Source organism: Streptomyces sp. NPDC037054, assembly GCF_055606745.1.
Window position 1 is genome coordinate 116,376 of the sequence record NZ_JBVJSJ010000018.1, and the last position, 20,320, is coordinate 136,695.

The window sequence follows — 20,320 nt, forward strand, 5'->3', positions numbered from 1 at the left end:
GTCAGCCTTCCTGGAGAGTGGTCAGTCCGTGCTCGATGAAGACCGGCACCAGCTCGCCGATGCGGTCGAAGCCGCGGCCGACGGTCTGGCCGAGCGTGTACCGGTAGTGGATGCCCTCCAGGATCACGGCGAGCTTGAACCAGGCGAACGCCGTGTACCAGGAGACCGCGGAGACGTCGCGCCCCGAGCGCGCGGCGTACCGCTCGATCAGCTCGGCCGGCCGGGGGTGCCCGGGGGCCTGCGCCGTGGTGGAGACGGGGGAGTCGGGCAGCTCCAGCGGCCGGCTGTACATCACCAGCAGGCCCAGGTCGGTCAGCGGATCGCCGAGCGTCGACATCTCCCAGTCGAGAACGGCCCGGATCTTGTCGTCGTCGCCGATCAGGACGTTGTCGAGCCGGTAGTCGCCGTGCACGACGGTCGCGGCGGGCGAGTCGGGCAGCTCCCGGCCGAGCGTCGCGTGCAGCTCGTCGATGCCGGGCAGGTCGCGGTTGCGGGAGGCGTCCAACTGCTTGCCCCAGCGGCGCAGTTGGCGGTCCAGGAAGCCCTCGGGGCGGCCGAAGTCACCGAGCCCGACCTCGGCGGGGTCCACGGCGTGCAGCTCCACCAGCGTGTCCACGAGAGCGAGCACCGCGCCGCGGGTGCGGTCCGGGCCGAGCGGGGCCAGCTGGTCGGCCGTGCGGTACGGCGTGCCCTCGACGAACTCCATGACGTAGAAGGGCGCCCCGAGCACCTGGTCGTCCTCGCACAGCAGCACCGGGCGCGGCACCGGTACGTTCGTCGGGTGCAGGGCGCTGATGACCCGGTGCTCGCGCTTCATGTCGTGCGCGGTGGCCAGGACGTGGCCGAGCGGGGGCCGTCGTACGACCCACTTGGCGGTGCCGTCGGAGACGGCGTAGGTGAGGTTCGACCGTCCGCCCTCGATCAGCCGGCCGGACAAGGGGCCCGTCACCAGACCGGGCCGCTCGCGATCGAGCAGGGCACGCAGCCGGTCGAGATCGAGTCCGGGCGGGTGGTCGGGGCTCATCGTCGCTCCTACGGGCAGGGTGCACAGGATGCGATCCATGATGCCGACCGGTCGGTATGCCGTCCAGAGGGCCGGGCCAACGTGATCGGAGCCACGATAGGCCGACGGCTCCCGGCCGGGGAGGGCGGGAGCCGTCTTGCGGTGCGTCGGTGCGCGGGACGAGGGCGTGGGGGAGGCGGGGGACGGGGGAGGCCGGGGGGCTGCCGAGGAGACCCAGGGGCCCCGGCTGGGGCTCGGGTCAGTGGTCGTCCCAGTGGCCGTCGTGCGCGGCGTGCCGGTGTCCGTCGTGCAGGTAGTCGACGTGGTCGCCGTGGAGGACGCTCACGTGGCCGCAGCCGTCGCCGTGCCGGTGCTCGTGCGCCTCGTGCGCGACGTGCCCGGCGGGCTCGCACTCGTCCCAGTGGCCGCCGTGCTCGCGGTGCAGGTGGCCGTCGTGCGCGTAGTCGAGGTGGTCGCCGTGCGGCACCTCGGGGTGCCCGCAGTCGGGGCCGTGGGTGTGGGAGTGGGCGGTGTGTTCCCGGTGGGGCGTGGTCATCGTGCTCACCTTCGGCGGGTGCGGGGTGGTGACGCCGGACAGGCTGCCACGCGAACGGCGCATATCCGGTCATTCGGCTTGCGTGGCGTCCGGGTACCCCGGAGGGTCGGACGCATGAAGGCCATCAGCTACTCCCGCTACGGCGGGCCCGACGCGCTCGAGTACGGGGACGTCCGCGACCCCCGGGTGGGCCCCGACTCGGTGCTGGTGAAGGTGCGGGCGGCGGCGGTGAACCCCGTCGACTGGAAGTGCCGCGAGGGGTATCTCGACGGCATCCTCCAGCCCGTCTTCCCGGTGGTGCCGGGCTGGGACCTCTCCGGCGTCGTCGTGCAGCCGGGCCCCGCCGTCGCGGAGTACGCCGTCGGCGACGAGGTCATCGGCTATGTGCGCGAGGACTTCCTGTCCCGCGGCACGTTCGCCGAGTACGTCGCGGCGCCCGTGCGTACCCTCGCCCGCAAGCCGCGCACGCTGTCCTTCGAGGAGGCGGCCGGGCTGCCGCTGGTGGGGCTGACGGCGTACCAGACGCTCGTCAAGGTGCTCCAGATCAAGCGGGGCGAGTGCGTGCTGGTGCACGCGGCGGCCGGCGGCGTCGGATCCGTCGCCGTCCAGCTCGCCCGGCACCTCGGCGCCCGGGTCATCGGCACGGCGAGCGAACGCAACCACGACTTCGTGCGCTCGCTCGGCGGCGAGCCGGTGACGTACGGCGACGGGCTCGCCGAGCGGGTGCGCGGTCTCGCGCCGGAGGGTGTGGACGCCGTCCTCGACACGGTCGGCGGCGACACGGCGAAGGTGTCCGCGAACCTCCTCGCCCCCGAGGGCCGCCTGACCTCCATCGCCGACCCGGACGTCGTCGACTACGGCGGCCGCTACTACTTCGTCCGGCCCGACCCGGACGACCTGCGCCACCTGTCGGAACTCGCCGACCAGGGCGTGGTGCGCGTGCACGTCTCGGAGACGTTCCCCCTGACCCGCGCGGCCGACGCCCACCGCCTGAACCAGGAGGGCCGCACCCGCGGCAAGATCGTGGTCACGGTGGCCTGGGACGCGGAAACGGCCTGAGGCACCCCGGCACCAACGCGGATCGCCGCACGCGACGCGACGAGCGCCGCCCCGAGTGCGCCCATGGCGCCACCGGGCCCGGCTGTCGCCGGGGCGGGGGGCCCGTCGGCCGACGGTGGGCCGGTGGTGTGGTGCGGGGCTTCCGCTGTGATGGCCGGTCACGGGTGAACGCTGTCCCGGGCACGCCGCGTGGCCCCGGGCCTCGGCGCGTCACACCACCAGCGCCGCCCCGCACGCCGCCAGTGCCACCGTGCACAGCACGGCCGTCGTCGCGTGGCGTGGCGTCATCGGTCCGGGCCGCGTCGCGGACGTCAGTGTCGTGATGCGGCGGTGGGCGACGAGGAGGAAGCCCAGCCACAGGGCGCACGCCAGGACCGCGACCGCGACCCGGCCCGGCGTGGCACCGCCGTGCAGCGCGGTCCGTACGGCGAGCACGACGGAGACGGTGCCCGCCAGCGTCGTCCGACGCCACGCGAGCCGCGTCCGCTCCGGCTGGAGCCCCGGGTCCCGGTCCCGCGCCGCGACCGCCCCGCCGCTCACCCCTCCCACCCGACGAGCACGACCACCACCATCGCGACCGCGACGACCGCGACCACCAGGCTCAGCAGCGCCGGGAACCGCGACACCGGCAGGTCCTCGCCGCGCCGCATCGCCCGCTCGCAGCGCACCCAGTGGTTGACCGCCCGCAGGGAGCACAGCACGCCCGCCGCGAGCAGCGCCAGCGCGAGCCCGACCCGCCAGCCCCAGCGCAGGTCCGGCAGGAACTGGTCCACCGCGAAGCCGCCGCCGATCAGCGCCAGCGCGGTGCGCAGCCACGCAAGGAAGGTGCGTTCGTTGGCCAGCGAGAAGCGGTAGTCCGGGGTGCCGCCCTCCTCCCGGATGTCCTCGGGCGTGAACCACAGGCGGACGTTTCGTGCGAATCCGATCACGCGCAGGACACTACCCGCCCGCCCGGAACGCCTTCAGACGCTCGTACGCGGCCAGCCCGTCCGGCACCCACTCCCACTCCCCGAGGCGCCGCTCCAGCTCCGCCTCGGGCAGGAAGTCGTACCAGGCGACCTCCTCCACCTGCGGCCGCACCGGCAGTTCGCAGCGGACCTCGTACACCGCCGACCACCAACTCGCCCCGGCCCCGTCGTCGTACAGGAACTTGAACAGGAACTCCGGCCGCGGCAGCCCGTTCACGCCGAGTTCCTCCTCGGCCTCGCGCAGGGCGGCCACGTCGTAGGGCTCGCCCGCGCCGACCACCCCGCCGACGAACATGTCGTAGAGGGAGGGGAACACCAGCTTGGTCGGCGTGCGGCGGTGCACGAAGACGCGGCCCGCGGCGTCCCGCGCCCGGATGAACACGCAGCGGTGGCGCAGGCCCCGGGCGTAGATGTCGCCGCGCGGCGCGGTGCCCACGACCCGGTCGTGCTCGTCGACGACGTCGAGGATCTCGTCAGCGGCGTTCATGACGCCCTCCAACCGTTCATGACGCCATCCAAGCAGGCCAGGCCGCGACTCCGGCGGCCCGCCGGACCGGCACCCGGTGGCCGTCGGACCAGTACCCGGTGGCCGGCCGGACCGGCGCCCGGCGGCCGGCCGAAACCGCCCGCAAGGTCGGCCTCGCACGGCCGCCCCCGTACCGTCCGGTCGGTGCAACGAGCCCCTGTTCACCACGCGTTGACGCGTGTAACGCCTTGGCCGCTCTTGACGCCGGGCCTTGGCTGCGGGTTTGCTGTGCGTGATCAGTTCATGGCAAATCGACAAACCGACGCACACCGCGTCGCGTGAGGAAGTCCCGCGGTGTCCCCACCTCCGCCTCCCCTGGGCCGCGCCCGCAAGCGTGCGGCGCAGGCCTTCGACGAGGCCCTCGACGACGCCGGACTCGTCGCCGCACGCGCCGCCCTGGCCCAGGGCCGCTGGCAGGCCACCCGCACCCTGCTCGTCGACACCGGCGACGACTGGGACCGGCGCGGCCACCGCGTCACCGTCCTCGCCCGCGAGCCGTACTGCGCCGCCTGGGCCCGCGAATGGCTGCTGGCCGAACCGGACTCCACCGACGCCGCCGTGCTGCTCGCCCTCGCCAAGGTCCGGCGCGCGCTGCGCGGCAAGGAGAAGCCGCCCCGCGCCCGCGAGGCCTGCCGCAAGGCCGCCGACCTCGCGCCCGCCGACCCCACCCCCTGGCTCGGCCTGCTCATGCTGGAGCGCGCGCAGGGCGAGGACCCCGACGTGGTCCGCGCCTTCGAGCAGGTCCGCGCCCGCTACGCCGACCACCACCACGCCCACCACCTCATGATCGCCCGGCTCGCCGAACGCCACCCCGACGGCGATCCCCTGCACGAGGTCTACGACTTCGCCAACTGGGCCGCCGAACAGGCCCCCGCCGACTCGCCGTTGGCGATCCTGCCGGTCGTCGCGCACGCGGAGCGCTACCGCGTGCTGGCCGCCGCGGGCCACGAACCCGCCGACCCGGCCGACAGCGCCCACTGGGCCGGCCGCCGCGCCCGCCAGGTGATGAAGGCCGCGTTCGACTGGTGGCTGGAGTGGGAGCACGACGACCACCCGCGCCGCCTGATCGACCTCAACTTCCTCGCCCACGCCAAGGTCTGCGAGGGACGGAGCGCCGAGGCCGCGGCCCTGTTCCTGCGCATCGGGGAGCACTCCACCGCCGCCCCCTGGTCGTATCCCGACCGCGACCCCCGCACCGCCTTCCGTGCCGCGCGCGACAGCGCCCTCGGCACGGTGTAGCACGAGCACGCCACCCCGAAAGGACGAGTCCGCGATGACGACGGGCAGCAGTACGAGCAGAACCACCGCGGACGGCGGCGGCATCAGCACCTTCAAGGGCCAGGACCGCGCCCTGCGCGCCGACCGCCTCGGCACCGTCGGCCTGCTGCTGTCCGTGCTCGCCGCGACCGCCCCCCTCATGGTGGTCGCGGGTGTCATGCCCACGACCTTCGGCGTGATGGGCATCGTCGGACAGCCCCTGCTGTTCGTCATCCTCGCCGCCGTACTCGCCCTGTTCAGCGTCGGCTACGCCGAGATGAGCCGGCACGTCCACAACGCGGGCGCCTTCTACGCGTACATCTCCCGCGGCCTCGGCGGCACCGCCGGCGCCGGCGCCGCGCTGGTGGCGCTCGTCGCCTACAACGCCCTCCAGGTCGGCATCTACGGCATCTTCGGCTTCGAGGTCTCCGGCCTGTTCGCCACCTACCTCGACATCGAACTCGCCTGGTGGATCCCGTCGTTGCTCGCGGTCCTCCTCGTCGGCGCGCTCGGCTGGCTGAAGATCGACCTCAACGCGCGCGTCCTCGGCGTGCTGCTGATCATCGAGGTCCTGCTCGTCGTGATCTTCGACGTCGCCGCCATCGCCGACCCCGCCAAGGAGGGCCTGTCCCTCGAGGCCTTCAACCCGGACACCCTCGCCGGCGCCGGCATCGGCACCGCCCTGTGCTTCTGCGTCGCCGCCTTCCTCGGCTTCGAGCAGGCGCCCGTCTACGCCGAGGAGACCAGCCGCCCGCACGTCCTCGTGCCGCGCGTGATGTTCCTGGCCATCGGCGGCATCGCCGTCTTCTACACGGTCAGCAGCTGGGCGCTCACCGTCGCCACCGGTCCCTCCGCCGTCGTCGACACCGCGGGCGAGCAGAGCGCCGGGATGCTGTTCTTCCTCACCGAGGGCCTGCTCGGCGAGACCTTCACGGACGTGCTCCACGTGCTGTTCGTGACCGGCATGTTCGCGGCCATGCTCAGCTTCCACAACGTCGTCGCCCGCTACGCCTTCGCCATGGGCCGCGAGGGCCTGCTGCCCGCCGCCTTCGGCCGCACCAGCAGCACCAGCGGCGCCCCCGCCACCGGCTCCCTGCTCCAGACGGTCGTCTCCGTCCTGGTCGTCGCCGCCTTCGCCGTCACCGACGACAAGCCGGCCGGCGACCCGACCGCGCCGATCCTGCACCTGTTCACCTGGACCGGGAACATCGGCGCCCTCGGCGTCACCGTCCTGATGGCCCTCGCCTCGGTCTCGGTCGTCGTGTTCTTCGTCCGCCGCGGCGCCGCGGGAGCCCAGTTCTGGCGGCTGGCGGCCTCCGGTCTCGCCACCGTCGCGCTCGCCGTCATCATCGGCTACACCGTCAAGGACTTCGACGTCCTCGTCGGCTCGGGCCCGGACTCGCAGCTGAACTGGCTGCTGCCCGGCATCGTCGCCCTCGCCCTCGTCGTCGGCGTCGTCCAGGGCCTGGTCATGCGCTCCCGCGACCCCGAGGCCCACGCCCGTATCGGCCTCGGCAACGAGGCGTTCCAGCTCGACAAGGCGTCCGGTACCCGGACGTGACCGGGCCGCAGACGCACGAGGCGCGGGCCGCACAGGACGCGGGACGCCTTACGGAACTCTGACGAGCACCCGCGGACCCTGGCCCCGGCCGGGCCGCGGGTGCTCGAATGAAGAGGTGAACCCCGAACAGCCCGGCCCGGCCGAACAGCCCCAGGAGCCCCGGGAGCCCAAGGAGCCCCGCGGGCCCGAAGAACGGGGCGCCCCGGTCGGCCGCCGGGTCCTCCTCGGCACCCTCGGCCTCGGTGCCCTCGGCCTCCTCGCCGCGCCGTCCCTGCAGCGCGGCCTGGAGGCGTTCCTCGCCGCCGCCTCCGACAAGGACCCCACCGGCCTGACCGACCTGATCCCGAACGGCGGCGGCTTCCGCTACTACTCCGTCGCCACCTCCGTGCCGCGCAAGAACGCCGCGGACTACCGCCTCACCGTCGACGGCCTCGTCGACCGCCCGGCCACCTACACCCTGGTCGGCCTGCGCGCGCTGCCGCAGACCCGGCTGGTCCGCGACGTCCAGTGCGTCACCGGCTGGCGGGTCCCCGGCACCCCCTTCGAGGGCGTCCGCCTGTCCCGCCTCCTCGACACCGCAGGGGTCCGGCCCGGCGCCGGCGCGGTGCGCTTCACCTGCTTCGACGGCACGTACTCCGAGAGCCTCACCCTCGAACAGGCCCGCCGCGCCGACGTCCTGGTCGCCCTGCGCATGCGGGACGAGGATTTGAGCCACGCCCACGGCGGCCCCGCCCGCCTCTACGTGGCGCCGATGTACTTCTACAAGTCCGCCAAGTGGCTCTCCGGCATCACCGTCACCAAGGACGTCCGGCCCGGCTACTGGGAGGAACGCGGCTACGACGTCGACGCCTGGGTGGGCCGCTCGAACGGACGCGACGATGCCCCCACGACCTGACGCCCCGGCCCGCCCGGCCACCGACGTCCGGCGCTTCGCCCGCGCCACGCGCTGGACCCACCGCACGACGGCCGCGCTGATGGGCGTCTGCGTCCTGACCGCGGCCCTCCTCTACGTCCCGCAGCTCGCCCAACTCGTCGGCCGCCGCGCCCTGGTGGTCCGCGTCCACGAGTGGACCGGCCTCGCCCTGCCGGTGCCCGTCCTCGTCGGCCTCGCCTCCCGCGCCCTGCGCGCCGACCTCGGCCGCCTCAACCGCTTCGGCCCGCACGACCGGACCTGGCTGCACGCCGTTCTGCGGCGCCGGCCGAGCCGCCCGGCCGGGAAGTTCAACGCGGGCCAGAAGCTGTACGCGGCCTGGATCGCCGGCGCCACGCTGGTGATGCTCGGCACGGGCCTGCTCATGTGGTTCACGCACCTCACGCCGCTGGTGTGGCGGACCAGCGCGACCTTCGTGCACGACTGGCTCGCGCTGACCATGGGCGTCGTCATCGCCGGACACGTCGGCATGGCCCTGGCCGACCCGGAGGCCCGACGCGGCATGCGGACCGGGGTCGTACGCCGGGAGTGGGCGGAGCGCGAACACCCGCTGTGGCGGCCGTGAAAGCACTCGGGCCCGCCCCTCCGAGAGGGACGGGCCAGAGCGGTGCCGTACGGTCGCTAGATCACCAAGGACAACAGCAGGACGATGCCGCCCGCGACGACCGAGATGATCGTCTCCATCACCGACCAGGTCTTGATGGTCTGGCCGACGTTCAGCCCGAAGTACTCCTTCACCAGCCAGAAGCCGGCGTCGTTGACGTGGCTGAAGAACAGCGAGCCGGCGCCGATCGCGAGGACCAGCAGGGCCGCGTGCGTCGTCGACATGTCGGCCGCGAGCGGCGCGACGAGGCCGGCCGCCGAGACGGTCGCCACCGTCGCCGAACCGGTCGCCAGCCGGATCGCCACCGCGATCAGCCAGGCCAGCAGCAGCGCCGGGATCGACCAGTCCTCGGAGATGTCCAGGACCATCTGACCCACGCCGGAGTCGATCAGCGTCTGCTTGAAGCCGCCGCCCGCGCCGACGATCAGCAGGATGCCCGCGATCGGGGCGAGGCCCTTCTCGACCATCCCGGAGACGCGCTCCTTGGAGAAGCCGGCGGGCCGGGCGAGGGTGAAGATGCCCACGAGCACGGCGGCCAGCAGTGCGACCAGCGGGGAGCCGATCACGTCGAAGACACGCTGCACGGTGTTCTCGGGATCGTCGATCACGATGTCGACGAGGGCCTTCGCGAGCATCAGCACGACCGGCAGCAGGATCGTCGCGAGCGTCGCGCCGAAGCTCGGCCGCTTCTCCAGCTCGTCCGAGGCGCGCTGCGGGATCATCCGCTCGGGGGCGGGCACGTCCACCCAGCGGGCGGCGAACCGCGAGAACAGCGGACCGGCGATGATCACGGTCGGGATGGCGACCAGCACACCGAGTGCCAGCGTCACACCGAGGTTGGCGTCCACCGCGTCGATCGCGACGAGCGGACCGGGGTGCGGAGGCACCAGGCCGTGCATGACGGACAGACCGGCCAGCGCCGGGATGCCGATGCGCATCAGGGAGTAGTTGCCGCGCTTGGCGACCATGAGCACGACCGGGATCAGCAGCACCACGCCGACCTCGAAGAACAGCGGCAGGCCGATCACCGAGGCGATCAGCACCATCGCCCACGGCATCGAACGGCCGCCCGCCCTGGCGAGGATGGTGTCCACGACCTGGTCGGCGCCGCCGGAGTCGGCGAGCATCTTGCCGAGGATCGCGCCCAGCGCGATCAGCACGCCGACGCCCGCGACCGTGGAACCGAGGCCGGTGGTGAAGCTGGTGATGGCCTTGTCGAGCGGCGCCCCGGCGAACGCGCCGAGCGCCAGCGACCCGATGGTCAGCGACAGGAAGGCGTGCAGCTTGAACTTGGTGATGAGCAGGACGATCACGGCGATGCCCGCCAGCACGGCGATGCCCAACTGGGCATGACCGGCCGTGGTGATGGGCTCGACGGGGTCCGCTGCCAGCATCTCGACGCTGAGTCTGGTCACGGTGGGGTTCCCTTGCGGTTACGGGGATGGGGGGAAGGGGTGTGGGGGGACCGGACCCGGGGCGGTGGGGGACGCCCCGGGGCGGGCCTCACCGAAGGGGCTCGGGAAGCGTCTGAAGGGCGCGCGCCGCCCGTTCGGTGATCTCCTCCGGGCTGCCGGACACGTCCACGGCGACACCCCGCTCGTCCGGCTCCAGCGGCTGGAGCGTCGCGAACTGGGAGTCGAGCAGCGCCGTGGGCATGAAGTGGCCCTGCCGGTGCGACATCCGGTCCTCGATGAGCGAGCGGTCGCCCGTGAGGTGCACGAAGACCACGCCGGGGGCGGCGGCCCGCAGCCGGTCGCGGTACGACCGCTTCAGCGCCGAGGAGCTGACCACCCCGCCGAGCCCGGACCTGCCCTGCGCCCAGTCGCCGATGGCGTCGAGCCACGGCCGGCGGTCCTCGTCGGTCAGGGGCGTGCCCGCCGTCATCTTGGCGATGTTGGCCGGCGGGTGGAAGTCGTCGCCCTCGGCGTACGGGACGCCGAGCCGGGCGGCGAGCAGGGGACCGATGGTGGTCTTGCCGGTGCCCGCGACGCCCATGACCACGACGACATGAGGGGTGTTCATCGCTGCCTCGCTGTCTGATGTCTTCGTCGACACGTGATGTCGACGCCACTGAAACCCATTAGGTACGACGAATTCAAGAGGCTGTGACATATAAGTCTGACTTTTTGTTCCCGTGATCCGGCACGTACGCTGAGTGCATGAGCACAACGGGCCGGGGCCTGCACGGCCATGTACTGGACACCCTCGGTCCCGAGATCACCGCGGGCGAGTACCCGCCGGGCAGTGTTCTGCGCACCGACGAACTCGCGCAGCGTTTCGACGTCTCACGCTCCGTGATGCGCGAGGCGGTCCGGGTGCTGGAGTCGATGCACCTCGTGGAGTCCCGCCGCCGCGTCGGCGTCACGGTCCGCCCCAAGTCCCAGTGGAACGTCTACGACCCGCAGGTCATCCGCTGGCGCCTGGCCGGCGCCGACCGCCCCCACCAGCTGCGCTCCCTCACGGTGCTGCGCTCCGCGGTCGAACCGGTCGCCGCCGGACTCGCCGCCAAGAACGCCACGGCGGCCCAGTGCGCCGAACTCACCGAGTGCGCCCTCGGCATGGTCGCCAACTCGCGCGGCCACCGCCTGGAGGGCTACCTGTTCCACGACGTCGCCTTCCACCGGGTGATCCTCAACGCCTCGGGCAACGAGATGTTCGCCCGCCTCGGGGACGTCGTGGCCGAGGTCCTGGCGGGCCGCACCCACCACGCCGTGATGTTCGACGACCCCGACCCGGCCGCCGTCACCCTGCACGTCCAGGTCGCCGAGGCCGTCCGCGAGGGCGACGCGGACCGTGCCGAGCAGCTGACCCGCGAGATCACCGTGGGCGCCCTCCAGGAACTGGACATCCTGGCGCCCTGAAGCCGGGCCCTAGCTCAGGAACTCCCCGTCGACGTACACCCACGCCCCGTCGACCCGCTCGAACCGGCTCCGCTCGTGCAGCGAGCCGCCCCGGAACGACGCCCGGAACGTCACCGTCCCGGTGGTGTGGAAGGCGGAACCCCCGCTCGTCTCCAGGATCTCCAGCCCGGTCCACCGCGTCCCGGGGTCGAGGTCGAGCTGCGCCGGCCGCGTCCGCGGATGCCAGGTGCGCAGCAGGTACGCCGCGTCCAGCCGCACGAAGGCGCAGTACCGCGACCGCATCAACGCCTCGGCGGTGGAGGCCCGCGCGGCCCCGGAATGAAACCGCCCGCAGCACGCCTCGTAGGCCTGGGGGAGCCCGCACGGGCAGGTACGCGTCGTCATGGTCACCCTCCGGGAAACGCCTGAGGGCCGCGACCTCGCGGTCGCGGCCCTCACGCTTCGTGTGTCCGAGGGGGGACTTGAACCCCCACGCCCGATAAAGGGCACTAGCACCTCAAGCTAGCGCGTCTGCCATTCCGCCACCCGGACAAGGTGTCTGTCGCGCGGGCCTGCCCGCGGCGACAGGGAAAACATTACCAGGCTTTCGGAGGTGGCCGATCACCCCCCGCCCCGCCCCCGCCCTGCCCTCCACCCCCGGGCGTGAACGCCGTGTGACGGGCCGGGACCGGTCTTGGGCAGGGCGGCCGGGAGGGGGAGGATGAGGGGGACCTACCAGCAGTGACAGTGGGAGGAAGCACGTGAGCGAGACGGACACGGCCAAGGGCGTCACCGGTGAGGACGAGGTCGTGGACCTCTGCCGCGAGCTGATCCGGATCGACACCAGCAACTACGGCGACCACTCGGGCCCCGGCGAGCGCAAGGCCGCCGAGTACGTCGCCGAGAAACTCGCCGAGGTGGGGCTGGAGCCGAAGATCATCGAGTCGCACCCCGGACGCGCCTCGACGGTGGCCCGCATCGAGGGCGAGGACCCGTCGCGGCCCGCGCTGCTCATCCACGGCCACACCGACGTCGTCCCGGCCAACGCGGACGACTGGACCCACCACCCCTTCTCCGGGGAGATCGCCGACGGCTGCGTGTGGGGCCGCGGCGCCGTCGACATGAAGGACATGGACGCGATGACCCTCGCGGTCGTCCGCGACCGGCTGCGCAGCGGCCGCAAGCCGCCGCGCGACGTCGTCCTCGCGTTCCTCGCCGACGAGGAGGCCGGCGGCACGTACGGCGCCAAGCACCTCGTGCACAAGCACCCCGAGCTGTTCGAGGGCGTCACCGAGGCGATCGGCGAGGTCGGCGGCTTCTCCTTCACGGTCAACGAGAAGCTGCGGCTCTACCTCGTCGAGACCGCCGAGAAGGGCATGCACTGGATGCGGCTCACCGTGGACGGCACCGCCGGGCACGGCTCCATGACCAACGACGACAACGCCATCACCGAGCTGTGCGAAGCCGTCGCCCGCCTCGGCCGGCACAGGTGGCCCGTCCGCGTCACCAAGACCGTACGGGCCTTCCTGGACGAACTGTCCGACGCGCTCGGCACCGAGCTCGACCCCGAGAACATGGACGAGACCCTCGCCAAGCTCGGCGGCATCGCCCGCATGATCGGCACGACGCTGCGCAACTCGGCGGCGCCCACCATGCTCGGCGCCGGCTACAAGGTCAACGTCATCCCCGGCCAGGCCACCGCGCACGTCGACGGCCGCTTCCTGCCCGGCTACGAGGAGGAGTTCCTCGCCGACCTCGACCGGATCCTCGGCCCGCGCGTCAAGCGGGAGGACGTGCACGCCGACAAGGCGCTGGAGACCGACTTCGACGGCAGGCTCGTCGACGCCATGCAGACCGCGCTGCGCGCCGAGGACCCGATCGCGCGGGCCGTGCCGTACATGCTGTCCGGCGGCACCGACGCCAAGTCCTTCGACGACCTCGGCATCCGCTGCTTCGGCTTCGCGCCGCTGAAGCTGCCGCCGGAGCTGGACTTCGCGGGCATGTTCCACGGCGTCGACGAACGGGTGCCGGTGGACGGCCTGAAATTCGGCGTACGCGTGCTCGACAGGTTCCTCGACGCGTCGTGATCGTAATCGTCCATGCGTGCGGCTCTGACTGGAAAGAGTGAATGCGACCATAGGTTCGTAGCCTGATTACACCCTCCTCGTTACTGGTGATGCGGTCCGCAATTTTTGAGACCGCATTGCCAACAAGGAGGAATAATGATCAAGAAGGTCGTCGCTGCTGCGGCTGCCACGGGTGGGCTGGTTCTCGCGGGCGCGGGCATGGCCGTCGCCGACGCGGGCGCCCAGGGTGCCGCCGTGCACTCCCCGGGCGTCCTGTCCGGCAACGTTGTCCAGGTGCCCGTGCACGTGCCGGTGAACGTCTGCGGCAACACGATCAACGTGATCGGTCTGCTGAACCCCGCCTTCGGCAACACCTGCGTCAACAAGTGACGCCGACCCGCTGAGGGGCGTCCACACCGTCGGCCCCGGAGTGCGCGCCATGCGCTCCGGGGCCGACCGGTCTTTTCGCGGTCGAGTACCGCGAAGCTTTGGGAGATCCGGGGAATTCGGGGAAATTCGAGTCAAGCGCGAAGGCAGGGGAATCAGGAAATGCGACAGGTCACCCGCAAGGGCCTCATGACCGTGGCGGCGGCGACCGGCGTGCTCGCCGGGGTGGGCGGTGCCGCCCACGCCGACTCGGGGGCGCACGGCAGCAGTTCGGGTTCGCCGGGCGTGCTGTCCGGCAACTCGGTGCAGGCGCCGGTGCACGTGCCGGTGAACGTCTGCGGCAACACGATCGACGTCGTCGGCGTGCTCAACCCGTCGATGGGCAACAAGTGCGCCAACGAGAGCGACGGCGGCCCGTCCGGCGGCGGTTCGCACGGCGGCGGCTCCGGGGGCAGCCACGGCGGCGGCGGTTCGCACGGCGGTGGATCGGGCGGCGGCGGCTCGCACGCCGACGGCGAGACCGGTGGCTCGCCCGGCGTCGGCTCGGGCAACAACATCCAGGTGCCGATCGACGTGCCGGTGAACGTCTGCGGCAACTCGATCGACGTCGTCGGCGTGCTCAACCCGTCGATGGGCAACAACTGCGAGAACGACTCGGGCGGCCACACCACCCCGCCCGGCGACCACGAGACGCCGCCGCCCGGCAAGCCGTCGGAGCCCCACCGCCCCGACAAGCCGGTCACGCCGGTCGACAACGAGCCGGGCCCGCAGACCGTCACCCGGCCCAAGGGCAACGAGCAGCTCGCGCAGACCGGTGGCAGCCTGCCGCTCGGCGTCGTCCTGCCGGTGGGCGCGGGCGCGGTGCTCGCGGGCGCGGTGCTGTACCGCAGGGCACGCGCCTCGGCCTAGGAGCCAGGAGCGCGGCGGAGCGGGTCCCGCGTCGGCGGGACCCGCTCGTTTCTCGTCGACTTTCGTCGGCCTTCTCGGCCGGTCGTCGTCTCGTGGACGTCCGTCTCACCAGGTGGCGCGGACCTGGCGGATGATCCGCCGCCGCAGGCGAACCCTGCGGCTGCCGTCGCGCAGCAGGCTCAGACGGTACAACTCCCAGTGTCCGTACTCGGCGTGGTCGGTCAGCAGACGTGTCGTTTCCTTGCGGGAGACCCCGCGCGGCAGGTACACGTCGACAAATTCGTATTCCGGCATCGCATCTATTGTGCGGGCAGCCGCCCGGTACGGATAGCGTCTGCGGTATGTCTGATGCTGCGCAGCCCACCGCTGCCGAGGTACGCGCCGCCGCCGAGGCGGTCAAGACCGCGCTCGACCGCCACCTGGCCGCGGTCGAACGCCGGTCGGGTGAGGACGACCCCGCCGTCTACGAGGCGTTCAACGAGCTCGCCGCGGCCGCCGAGGCGTACGACGAGCTGCTCTACGACCGCTACGACGAGGTCACGCCCTTCGAGATCCCCGGTACGGACGACACGCTGCCGCCGTACACGGGCCCCGAGGAGCCGAGCGCGCTCAGCGTGCTGATCCGCCGCGACTACACCGTGGCGGAGCCGCAGCGGCTGCTGGCGCAGGCCCAGCGGATCGAGGCGGCGGACGACGAGAGCGGCGCGGACGTCTCGGGCACCGTCCACGGGGCGCTGGGCATCCTCTTCGGCGAGTTCGAACCGGACGAGATCGCCTCCCGGCACAAGGAGTTCGGCCTGGAGGAGGGCGACTCCACGCTCTGGGTGACCGCCGCCGACGAACCGGCCGACGCCGGCGAGTGGCTGGAGGCGCCGTTCGAGCAGGTCGACGCGCAGCGGGTGGTGTGCCGCTTCGACGTCAGCGCGGTGTTCGACGACGACATCGACGATGACGAAGACGAAGACGACGTGAGTGACGACGAGGACGGGCCGGATCCCGACACCCTCGACGAGGACGACGACGAACTGGAACCGCTCGACTCGGACCGCTGACGGCTCGACCGAGCCGGTGCACGCATCCGCACGAGAACGGCGGCGGTCGCGGGGGAGGCGCCCCGTGACCGCCGCCGTTCCGTGTGCTCCCGTCGGCCGGCGCGCGGCTCAGCCCGCGGTCGGGATCTGCGGGGCGAGCAGCGCGGGCAGCCGGGTCGTGCGCGGCTTGGCCGGGACCTCGGCCACGGCCCGGGGCAGCGCCTGCTCCACGCCGTGCACGACGGACAGGTGCCGGTCGGCCCGGCTGAACGCCGTGTAGACCCAGGGCCGGCTCAGCGCCTGCGCGGCGTCGCCCGGCAGGACGACGACCACGGCGGGCCACCGGCCGCCCACCGCCTGGTGCGCGGTCAGCGCCCACCCGTGCCGCACGGTCTGCTCCACCCGCTCCTTCGGCACGACGACGGCCTCATCGGCGCAGGACAGGTGCAGCCCGTCGGCGTCCGCCTTCACCACGCGGCCCGGCACCGTACGCCCGGGGGCGGGGGAGTAGGCGATCCGGTCGCCGGGGTCGAAGCCGCCGAACCGGCCCGGGCCCGGGTTGAGCCGCTCCTTGAGCGCCGCGTTGAGCGCGCGCGTGCCGACCGCGCCGCCGTGTCCCGGGGTGATGACCTGCGTCTCCTCGGCGGGGACGCCGATCGCCCGCGGCACCGAGTCCGCGACGAGCTGCACGGTCCGGTGCACGGCCTCGCCCGCGTCCCGCACCGGCACGATCACGACCTCCTTGCCGGGCGCCTCGACCTGGATCAGCTCGCCGACGCCGACGGCGGACACCAGCTCGCCCAGCGGGCCGGGGTCGGGCCGCCGCGAGGCGATCTGCGGGCACGCCTTGGCGGCCAGCAGATCCGCGAACACCCTGCCGGGGCCGGCCGACCACAGCACCGCCGGGTCCCCGGCCAGCACCAGGCGGGCCCCGTCCGGCAGCGACTCGGTGAGCAGGGCGGCCGTCTCCACGTCGAGCTGCGGCGCGTCCAGCACGACCAGCAGGTCGAGGTCGAGCGCGCCGTCCGCGTCCCGCCCCGGCCCCTCGCCGCCGGCCAGCAGTCCGGCGACGGTGGCGACCGGCGGCTCGGCCGCACCGGCCGTGCGCAGCAGGGCCGCGAAGCGGTTCCGGCCGAGCGGGCCGTGGGTGGCGGCCCAGGCGCGCAGCCCAAGGCCGTGTGCCGTGCCGAGCAGCGCCGCCGGTTCGGCCAGGGACGCCTCGCCGCCGGTGTGCAGGACCAGGCCGTGGCCCGCGACCGCGCGGATCAGCTCGCCGGCCGACCCCCCGGCCGAGGCGGCGGCCCGCTCCCACTCCTCGGCCGAACCGTCCTCCTTGGGCGCCGAGTTGACCAGTCTGGCCAGTCCGTCGGCGAGGGACTCCTCCGCGAGCGCGTACCGCTCCAGACCGACGAGGACACGGACCGGCCGTTCCTCCTCGCCCTCCTCCCCGCCTTCCTCCGCGTCGGCCCCGACGGGTGCCGGCGCCGATGTGCCCGGCTCGTCCAGGGCGTCCTGGAAGGCCAGGGCCTCTCCCTCCGCGAGAGCGCTCTGCACGGCGGAGCCGGGGTCCGGCACGCCCTGCTTGGCCAGCGCGGCGGTCAGCGTGGACATCTCCAGCGCCGTGTGCCCGGCGAGAGCCGCCTGTTCCAGGAGCCAGGCCGTGACCGCCCGGCCCCGGCGCTCGTCGTCCGGACCGCACTCAGGGCCGAGCAGCGCCCGCGCGAACCCGTCGGCCTGCTCGGGCCGCACCCCGGACACCCGCAGCAACTGCCAGGGATCGGCCGCCAGTTGCTCCTGCGCGCCCTCGCCCAGCACGGCCGCGACCTGCGGCGCCAGCGTCTCCGGCGCCCCTCCCCGGCCCAGCACGGCCCGGACGCCGTCGACGGCCTCCGGCGCCGGCGCGGCGGGCGCGGGCCCGGCCGCCGGCGGCTGCGGGCGGCGCACCGGTTCCGGCGCGGGGCGGCGCGGGGCCGGTTCGGGCTCGGCGAAGACGGCGGTCACCGGCTTGTCGCCGCTCTCCACGGCCCGTACGGCGGCGAGCAGGTCGGCCGCCTTGCCGCTGAGCTTGGTGCCGGCCTCGATCGGCGCCTTCTTCTCGGCCTTCCGCCGCTCGATGCGCTCCCGCTCCAGCTGCTGGGCACGCAACTCGGCCTCGGCCTCGGACAGTTGAGCCGCGGTCCTGGCCTCCTCCGCGTCCGCTCCCTCGGTGCCGCCCGAGTCGGCCCCGTCGGCGGCGTCCCGCGCCGACTCGGCGCCCTCCGCGCCGGCCCCGGCCTCGGCCTCGACCCCGGTCGGCCCGTCGGCTCCCGCGGTCCCCGGCTCGGTTTCCTCCGTGGTCCCGGGGGTCTCGGGCTCCGTGCTCACAGCGTGCTCCAGTCGTGATCGGGATAGCGGTGCACCGGCGCCGACACGTCGTCGAGCGCCCGGCAGATCTCGTCAGGAAGACTAAGCGCCTCCACTGACAACGCGGCCGTGAGCTGCTGCGCGTTGCGCGCGCCGATGATGGGTGCGACGACGCCCGGCCGGTCGCGGACCCAGGCGAGGGCCACCTGGAGCGGCGTCACCGCGAGCCCGTCGGCGGCCGTCGACACGGCGTCCACGATCCGGCTCGCCGTGTCGTCCAGGTACGGCGCGACGAACGGCGCCAGGTGCTCCGAGGCGCCCCGCGAGTCGGCCGGCGTCGACGTGCGGTACTTGCCGGTCAGCACCCCGCGCCCCAGCGGCGAGGACGGCAGCAGCCCGACGCCGAGGTCCAGCGCGGCCGGCAGCACCTCGCGCTCCACGCCGCGCTGCAGCAGTGAGTACTCCATCTGCGTGCTCGCCAGCCGCGTCCGCACGCCCGACGCCGCCAGCTGCCAGGTCGCGGCCTTGGCGAGCTGCCAGCCGCAGAAGTTGGACACCCCGGCGTAGCGGGCGCGCCCGCTGCTCACGGCCAGGTCGAGCGCCTGGAGGGTCTCCTCCAGCGGGGTGTACGGGTCGTAGGCGTGCACGTGCCACACGTCCACGTGGTCCGTGCCGAGCCGGGAGAGGGAGGCGTCCAGCGCGGAGAGCAGATGGCCGCGCGAGCCGTCGAACCGGCGGTCGGGGTCCGGGACACTGCCGGCCTTGGTGGAGATCACCAGGTCCCGGCGCGGCACGAGCCCGTCGATCAGCTTCCCGAGCAGGTACTCGGCCTCCCCGTCGCCGTACACGTCGGCCGTGTCGACCAGGCTGCCGCCCGCCTCCCAGAACGTCTTCAAGAGGTCAGCGGCGTCGTGCTCGTCCGTGTCCCGCCCCCAGGTGAGGGTGCCGAGACCGATGCGGGACACGCGCAGGCCGGTGCGACCGAGATGCCTCTGCTCCATGAACGCCGAGATTACTGGCCGGAACCTGCTCGGTGGGGGCCTGTGGACAACCGATTTCGTCCCGCGCGCTCCCGCACTCCCCGCCCGTGCCGGGCCCGCGCTAAGGTCTGACCCAAGGGACGTTACTCATCGGTAAGGGGATCGGCCATGCAGCTCGGGATCAACCTCGGCTACTGGGGCGCGGGAATGGACGGGGACAACCTCGCCGTGGCCCAGGAAGCCGACCGGCTCGGCTACGCCGTCTGCTGGGCCGCCGAGGCCTACGGCTCCGACGCGGCCACCGTGCTCACCTGGGTCGCCGCCCAGACCGAGCGCATCGACGTCGGCTCGGCCATCTTCCAGATCCCGGCCCGGCAGCCCGCGATGACCGCGATGACCGCCGCCACCCTCGACTCGCTGTCCGGCGGCCGCTTCCGCCTCGGCCTCGGCGTGTCGGGACCGCAGGTCTCCGAGGGCTGGTACGGCGTCAAGTTCGACAAGCCGCTCTCCCGCACCCGCGAGTACGTGGACATCGTCCGCAAGGCCATGAGCCGCGAGCGCCTCACCCACGACGGCCAGCACTGGACGCTGCCGCTGCCGGACGGCCCCGGCAAGCCGATCAAGCTCACCGTGCACCCGCAGCGCGAGCACATCCCGCTCTACATCGCCGCGATCGGCCCGAAGAACCTGGAGCAGACCGGCGAGATCGCCGACGGAGCCCTGCTCATCTTCCCGTCGGCCGACCACCTCGAGGACACCGCCGTCAAGCACCTGCGCGCCGGGCGCCAGAAGGCCGGCAAGACCCTCGACGGCTTCGACATCTGCCCGACCCTCCCGCTCGCCGTCGGCGACGACAAGGACGTGACGGCGCTCGCCGACACCTTCCGCCCCTACACCGCCCTCTACGTCGGCGGGATGGGCAGCCGCAAGCAGAACTTCTACAACCAGCTCGCGGGGCGCATGGGGTACGAGAAGGAGGCCGCCGAGATCCAGGACAAGTACCTGTCCGGCGACAAGCAGGGCGCCGCGGCCGCCGTACCGCACGACCTGATCGACTCCACGACCCTGCTCGGCTCCGTGGACCGCATCGCGGACCGGATGAAGGCCTACGCGGCGGCCGGCGTCACCACCCTGACCCTGGCCCCGGCGGGCTTCACGCTCGACGAGCGCCTCACCGCCCTGCGGGCCGGCACGGAGGCCCTCGAACGCGCCGGTCTCGCCTGAGAGTTCAGCGGCCGTGGTGGGGGCTCGGGGGTCTTCCCCGCCACGGCCGTCACGGGGCACAACGCGCGGGACCCC

22 protein-coding genes and 1 tRNA gene are annotated in these 20,320 nt (G+C 73.1%); 11 read left to right on the forward strand and 12 right to left on the reverse strand.

What is annotated here, in order from left to right:
- Window position 1: 1 nt before the first annotated feature.
- Window positions 2-1,024, reverse strand: a complete 1,023-nt coding sequence (locus tag ACZ7D7_RS32205) for a phosphotransferase family protein (RefSeq protein WP_470828936.1) — start codon at window positions 1,022-1,024, stop codon at window positions 2-4.
- Between the two features lie 238 nt (window positions 1,025-1,262).
- Window positions 1,263-1,559, reverse strand: coding sequence for a hypothetical protein (locus ACZ7D7_RS32210; protein ID WP_470828937.1), 297 nt, complete (start codon window positions 1,557-1,559; stop codon window positions 1,263-1,265).
- 114 nt (window positions 1,560-1,673) lie between these two features.
- Here ACZ7D7_RS32210 and ACZ7D7_RS32215 point away from each other — a divergent pair, with 114 nt between their 5' ends.
- A complete protein-coding gene (locus ACZ7D7_RS32215) occupies window positions 1,674-2,618 on the forward strand; it encodes an NADP-dependent oxidoreductase (protein ID WP_470828938.1) in 945 nt (314 codons plus the stop codon).
- A 210-nt stretch (window positions 2,619-2,828) separates the two neighbouring features.
- Here ACZ7D7_RS32215 and ACZ7D7_RS32220 read toward each other — a convergent pair whose 3' ends face one another.
- Genes ACZ7D7_RS32220 through ACZ7D7_RS32230 form a run of 3 tightly spaced genes read right to left on the reverse strand, consistent with a single transcriptional unit; the run spans window position 2,829 to window position 4,073 of the window.
- Window positions 2,829-3,158 (reverse strand): DUF202 domain-containing protein, encoded by a 330-nt coding sequence (locus ACZ7D7_RS32220; protein ID WP_470828939.1) that lies wholly within the window; start codon window positions 3,156-3,158, stop codon window positions 2,829-2,831.
- A complete protein-coding gene (locus tag ACZ7D7_RS32225) occupies window positions 3,155-3,547 on the reverse strand; it encodes a YidH family protein (protein WP_470828940.1) in 393 nt (130 codons plus the stop codon). The genes ACZ7D7_RS32220 and ACZ7D7_RS32225 overlap by 4 nt, the downstream gene beginning before the upstream one ends.
- A gap of 10 nt (window positions 3,548-3,557) precedes the next feature.
- A complete protein-coding gene (locus tag ACZ7D7_RS32230; protein WP_470828942.1) occupies window positions 3,558-4,073 on the reverse strand; it encodes an NUDIX hydrolase in 516 nt (171 codons plus the stop codon).
- Between the two features lie 333 nt (window positions 4,074-4,406).
- Between ACZ7D7_RS32230 and ACZ7D7_RS32235 the strand changes: the two genes are divergently transcribed.
- From ACZ7D7_RS32235 to ACZ7D7_RS32250, 4 genes are all read left to right on the forward strand, one after another.
- Window positions 4,407-5,351 carry a tetratricopeptide repeat protein gene (locus ACZ7D7_RS32235; protein WP_470828943.1) on the forward strand — a complete coding sequence of 315 codons (945 nt, stop codon included), beginning with the start codon at window positions 4,407-4,409 and terminating at the stop codon, window positions 5,349-5,351.
- 34 nt (window positions 5,352-5,385) lie between these two features.
- A complete protein-coding gene (locus ACZ7D7_RS32240) occupies window positions 5,386-6,930 on the forward strand; it encodes an APC family permease (RefSeq protein ID WP_470828945.1) in 1,545 nt (514 codons plus the stop codon).
- Between the two features lie 115 nt (window positions 6,931-7,045).
- Window positions 7,046-7,825: a molybdopterin-dependent oxidoreductase gene (locus tag ACZ7D7_RS32245; protein ID WP_470828946.1), complete on the forward strand. Its 780-nt coding sequence runs from the start codon at window positions 7,046-7,048 to the stop codon at window positions 7,823-7,825.
- Complete coding sequence (locus ACZ7D7_RS32250; protein WP_470828948.1) at window positions 7,809-8,426, forward strand: cytochrome b/b6 domain-containing protein; 618 nt, start codon at window positions 7,809-7,811, stop codon at window positions 8,424-8,426. The genes ACZ7D7_RS32245 and ACZ7D7_RS32250 overlap by 17 nt, the downstream gene beginning before the upstream one ends.
- Before the next feature lie 56 nt (window positions 8,427-8,482).
- Here ACZ7D7_RS32250 and ACZ7D7_RS32255 read toward each other — a convergent pair whose 3' ends face one another.
- Both ACZ7D7_RS32255 and ACZ7D7_RS32260 read right to left on the reverse strand, forming a co-directional pair.
- Complete coding sequence (locus ACZ7D7_RS32255; protein WP_470828949.1) at window positions 8,483-9,880, reverse strand: GntP family permease; 1,398 nt, start codon at window positions 9,878-9,880, stop codon at window positions 8,483-8,485.
- Window positions 9,881-9,968: 88 nt separating this feature from the next.
- A complete protein-coding gene (locus ACZ7D7_RS32260) occupies window positions 9,969-10,487 on the reverse strand; it encodes a gluconokinase (protein ID WP_470828951.1) in 519 nt (172 codons plus the stop codon).
- Window positions 10,488-10,624: 137 nt separating this feature from the next.
- Between ACZ7D7_RS32260 and ACZ7D7_RS32265 the strand changes: the two genes are divergently transcribed.
- Entirely contained in the window at window positions 10,625-11,326 is a 702-nt protein-coding gene (locus ACZ7D7_RS32265) for a FadR/GntR family transcriptional regulator (RefSeq protein ID WP_470828952.1), read from the forward strand.
- Window positions 11,327-11,335: 9 nt separating this feature from the next.
- Here ACZ7D7_RS32265 and ACZ7D7_RS32270 read toward each other — a convergent pair whose 3' ends face one another.
- Window positions 11,336-11,710 (reverse strand): YchJ family protein, encoded by a 375-nt coding sequence (locus ACZ7D7_RS32270; protein WP_470828954.1) that lies wholly within the window; start codon window positions 11,708-11,710, stop codon window positions 11,336-11,338.
- 62 nt (window positions 11,711-11,772) lie between these two features.
- A tRNA-Leu gene (locus tag ACZ7D7_RS32275) sits at window positions 11,773-11,857 on the reverse strand.
- Window positions 11,858-12,066: 209 nt separating this feature from the next.
- On the opposite strand from ACZ7D7_RS32275, the gene ACZ7D7_RS32280 reads away from it, so the two are divergent.
- The 3 genes from ACZ7D7_RS32280 (at window position 12,067) to ACZ7D7_RS32290 (ending at window position 14,667) form a co-directional block, all read left to right on the forward strand.
- A complete protein-coding gene (locus ACZ7D7_RS32280; protein ID WP_470828955.1) occupies window positions 12,067-13,392 on the forward strand; it encodes a M20/M25/M40 family metallo-hydrolase in 1,326 nt (441 codons plus the stop codon).
- Window positions 13,393-13,527: 135 nt separating this feature from the next.
- Window positions 13,528-13,761, forward strand: a complete 234-nt coding sequence (gene chpH / locus ACZ7D7_RS32285) for a chaplin ChpH (protein WP_470828956.1) — start codon at window positions 13,528-13,530, stop codon at window positions 13,759-13,761.
- 159 nt (window positions 13,762-13,920) lie between these two features.
- The gene (locus tag ACZ7D7_RS32290) at window positions 13,921-14,667 is read left to right on the forward strand and encodes a chaplin (RefSeq protein ID WP_470828958.1); all 747 of its coding nucleotides are present in this window, start codon (window positions 13,921-13,923) and stop codon (window positions 14,665-14,667) included.
- 105 nt (window positions 14,668-14,772) lie between these two features.
- Here ACZ7D7_RS32290 and ACZ7D7_RS32295 read toward each other — a convergent pair whose 3' ends face one another.
- Entirely contained in the window at window positions 14,773-14,961 is a 189-nt protein-coding gene (locus ACZ7D7_RS32295; protein WP_190206279.1) for a DUF5703 family protein, read from the reverse strand.
- Window positions 14,962-15,008: 47 nt separating this feature from the next.
- On the opposite strand from ACZ7D7_RS32295, the gene ACZ7D7_RS32300 reads away from it, so the two are divergent.
- Complete coding sequence (locus tag ACZ7D7_RS32300) at window positions 15,009-15,719, forward strand: hypothetical protein (protein WP_470828960.1); 711 nt, start codon at window positions 15,009-15,011, stop codon at window positions 15,717-15,719.
- A gap of 108 nt (window positions 15,720-15,827) precedes the next feature.
- Here ACZ7D7_RS32300 and ACZ7D7_RS32305 read toward each other — a convergent pair whose 3' ends face one another.
- Complete coding sequence (locus tag ACZ7D7_RS32305; RefSeq protein ID WP_470828961.1) at window positions 15,828-18,062, reverse strand: helix-hairpin-helix domain-containing protein; 2,235 nt, start codon at window positions 18,060-18,062, stop codon at window positions 15,828-15,830.
- Window positions 18,059-19,042 carry an aldo/keto reductase gene (locus ACZ7D7_RS32310; RefSeq protein WP_470828962.1) on the reverse strand — a complete coding sequence of 328 codons (984 nt, stop codon included), beginning with the start codon at window positions 19,040-19,042 and terminating at the stop codon, window positions 18,059-18,061. The genes ACZ7D7_RS32305 and ACZ7D7_RS32310 overlap by 4 nt, the downstream gene beginning before the upstream one ends.
- 147 nt (window positions 19,043-19,189) lie before the next feature.
- Between ACZ7D7_RS32310 and ACZ7D7_RS32315 the strand changes: the two genes are divergently transcribed.
- Window positions 19,190-20,245: an LLM class F420-dependent oxidoreductase gene (locus ACZ7D7_RS32315; RefSeq protein ID WP_470828963.1), complete on the forward strand. Its 1,056-nt coding sequence runs from the start codon at window positions 19,190-19,192 to the stop codon at window positions 20,243-20,245.
- Window positions 20,246-20,320 lie beyond the last annotated feature (75 nt).

What these genes read in the sequence shown, in the direction of transcription:
- ACZ7D7_RS32205 (WP_470828936.1), bottom strand. Translation starts at nt 1,024, where the DNA reads ATGAGCCCCGACCACCCGCCCGGACTCGATCTCGACCGGCTGCGTGCC.
- chpH (WP_470828956.1), top strand. Translation starts at nt 13,528, where the DNA reads ATGATCAAGAAGGTCGTCGCTGCTGCGGCTGCCACGGGTGGGCTGGTT.
- ACZ7D7_RS32300 (WP_470828960.1), top strand. Translation starts at nt 15,009, where the DNA reads ATGTCTGATGCTGCGCAGCCCACCGCTGCCGAGGTACGCGCCGCCGCC.
- ACZ7D7_RS32240 (WP_470828945.1), top strand. Translation starts at nt 5,386, where the DNA reads ATGACGACGGGCAGCAGTACGAGCAGAACCACCGCGGACGGCGGCGGC.
- ACZ7D7_RS32290 (WP_470828958.1), top strand. Translation starts at nt 13,921, where the DNA reads ATGCGACAGGTCACCCGCAAGGGCCTCATGACCGTGGCGGCGGCGACC.
- ACZ7D7_RS32215 (WP_470828938.1), top strand. Translation starts at nt 1,674, where the DNA reads ATGAAGGCCATCAGCTACTCCCGCTACGGCGGGCCCGACGCGCTCGAG.
- ACZ7D7_RS32250 (WP_470828948.1), top strand. Translation starts at nt 7,809, where the DNA reads ATGCCCCCACGACCTGACGCCCCGGCCCGCCCGGCCACCGACGTCCGG.
- ACZ7D7_RS32315 (WP_470828963.1), top strand. Translation starts at nt 19,190, where the DNA reads ATGCAGCTCGGGATCAACCTCGGCTACTGGGGCGCGGGAATGGACGGG.
- ACZ7D7_RS32295 (WP_190206279.1), bottom strand. Translation starts at nt 14,961, where the DNA reads ATGCCGGAATACGAATTTGTCGACGTGTACCTGCCGCGCGGGGTCTCC.
- ACZ7D7_RS32310 (WP_470828962.1), bottom strand. Translation starts at nt 19,042, where the DNA reads ATGGAGCAGAGGCATCTCGGTCGCACCGGCCTGCGCGTGTCCCGCATC.
- ACZ7D7_RS32265 (WP_470828952.1), top strand. Translation starts at nt 10,625, where the DNA reads ATGAGCACAACGGGCCGGGGCCTGCACGGCCATGTACTGGACACCCTC.
- ACZ7D7_RS32210 (WP_470828937.1), bottom strand. Translation starts at nt 1,559, where the DNA reads ATGACCACGCCCCACCGGGAACACACCGCCCACTCCCACACCCACGGC.
- ACZ7D7_RS32230 (WP_470828942.1), bottom strand. Translation starts at nt 4,073, where the DNA reads ATGAACGCCGCTGACGAGATCCTCGACGTCGTCGACGAGCACGACCGG.
- ACZ7D7_RS32260 (WP_470828951.1), bottom strand. Translation starts at nt 10,487, where the DNA reads ATGAACACCCCTCATGTCGTCGTGGTCATGGGCGTCGCGGGCACCGGC.
- ACZ7D7_RS32270 (WP_470828954.1), bottom strand. Translation starts at nt 11,710, where the DNA reads ATGACGACGCGTACCTGCCCGTGCGGGCTCCCCCAGGCCTACGAGGCG.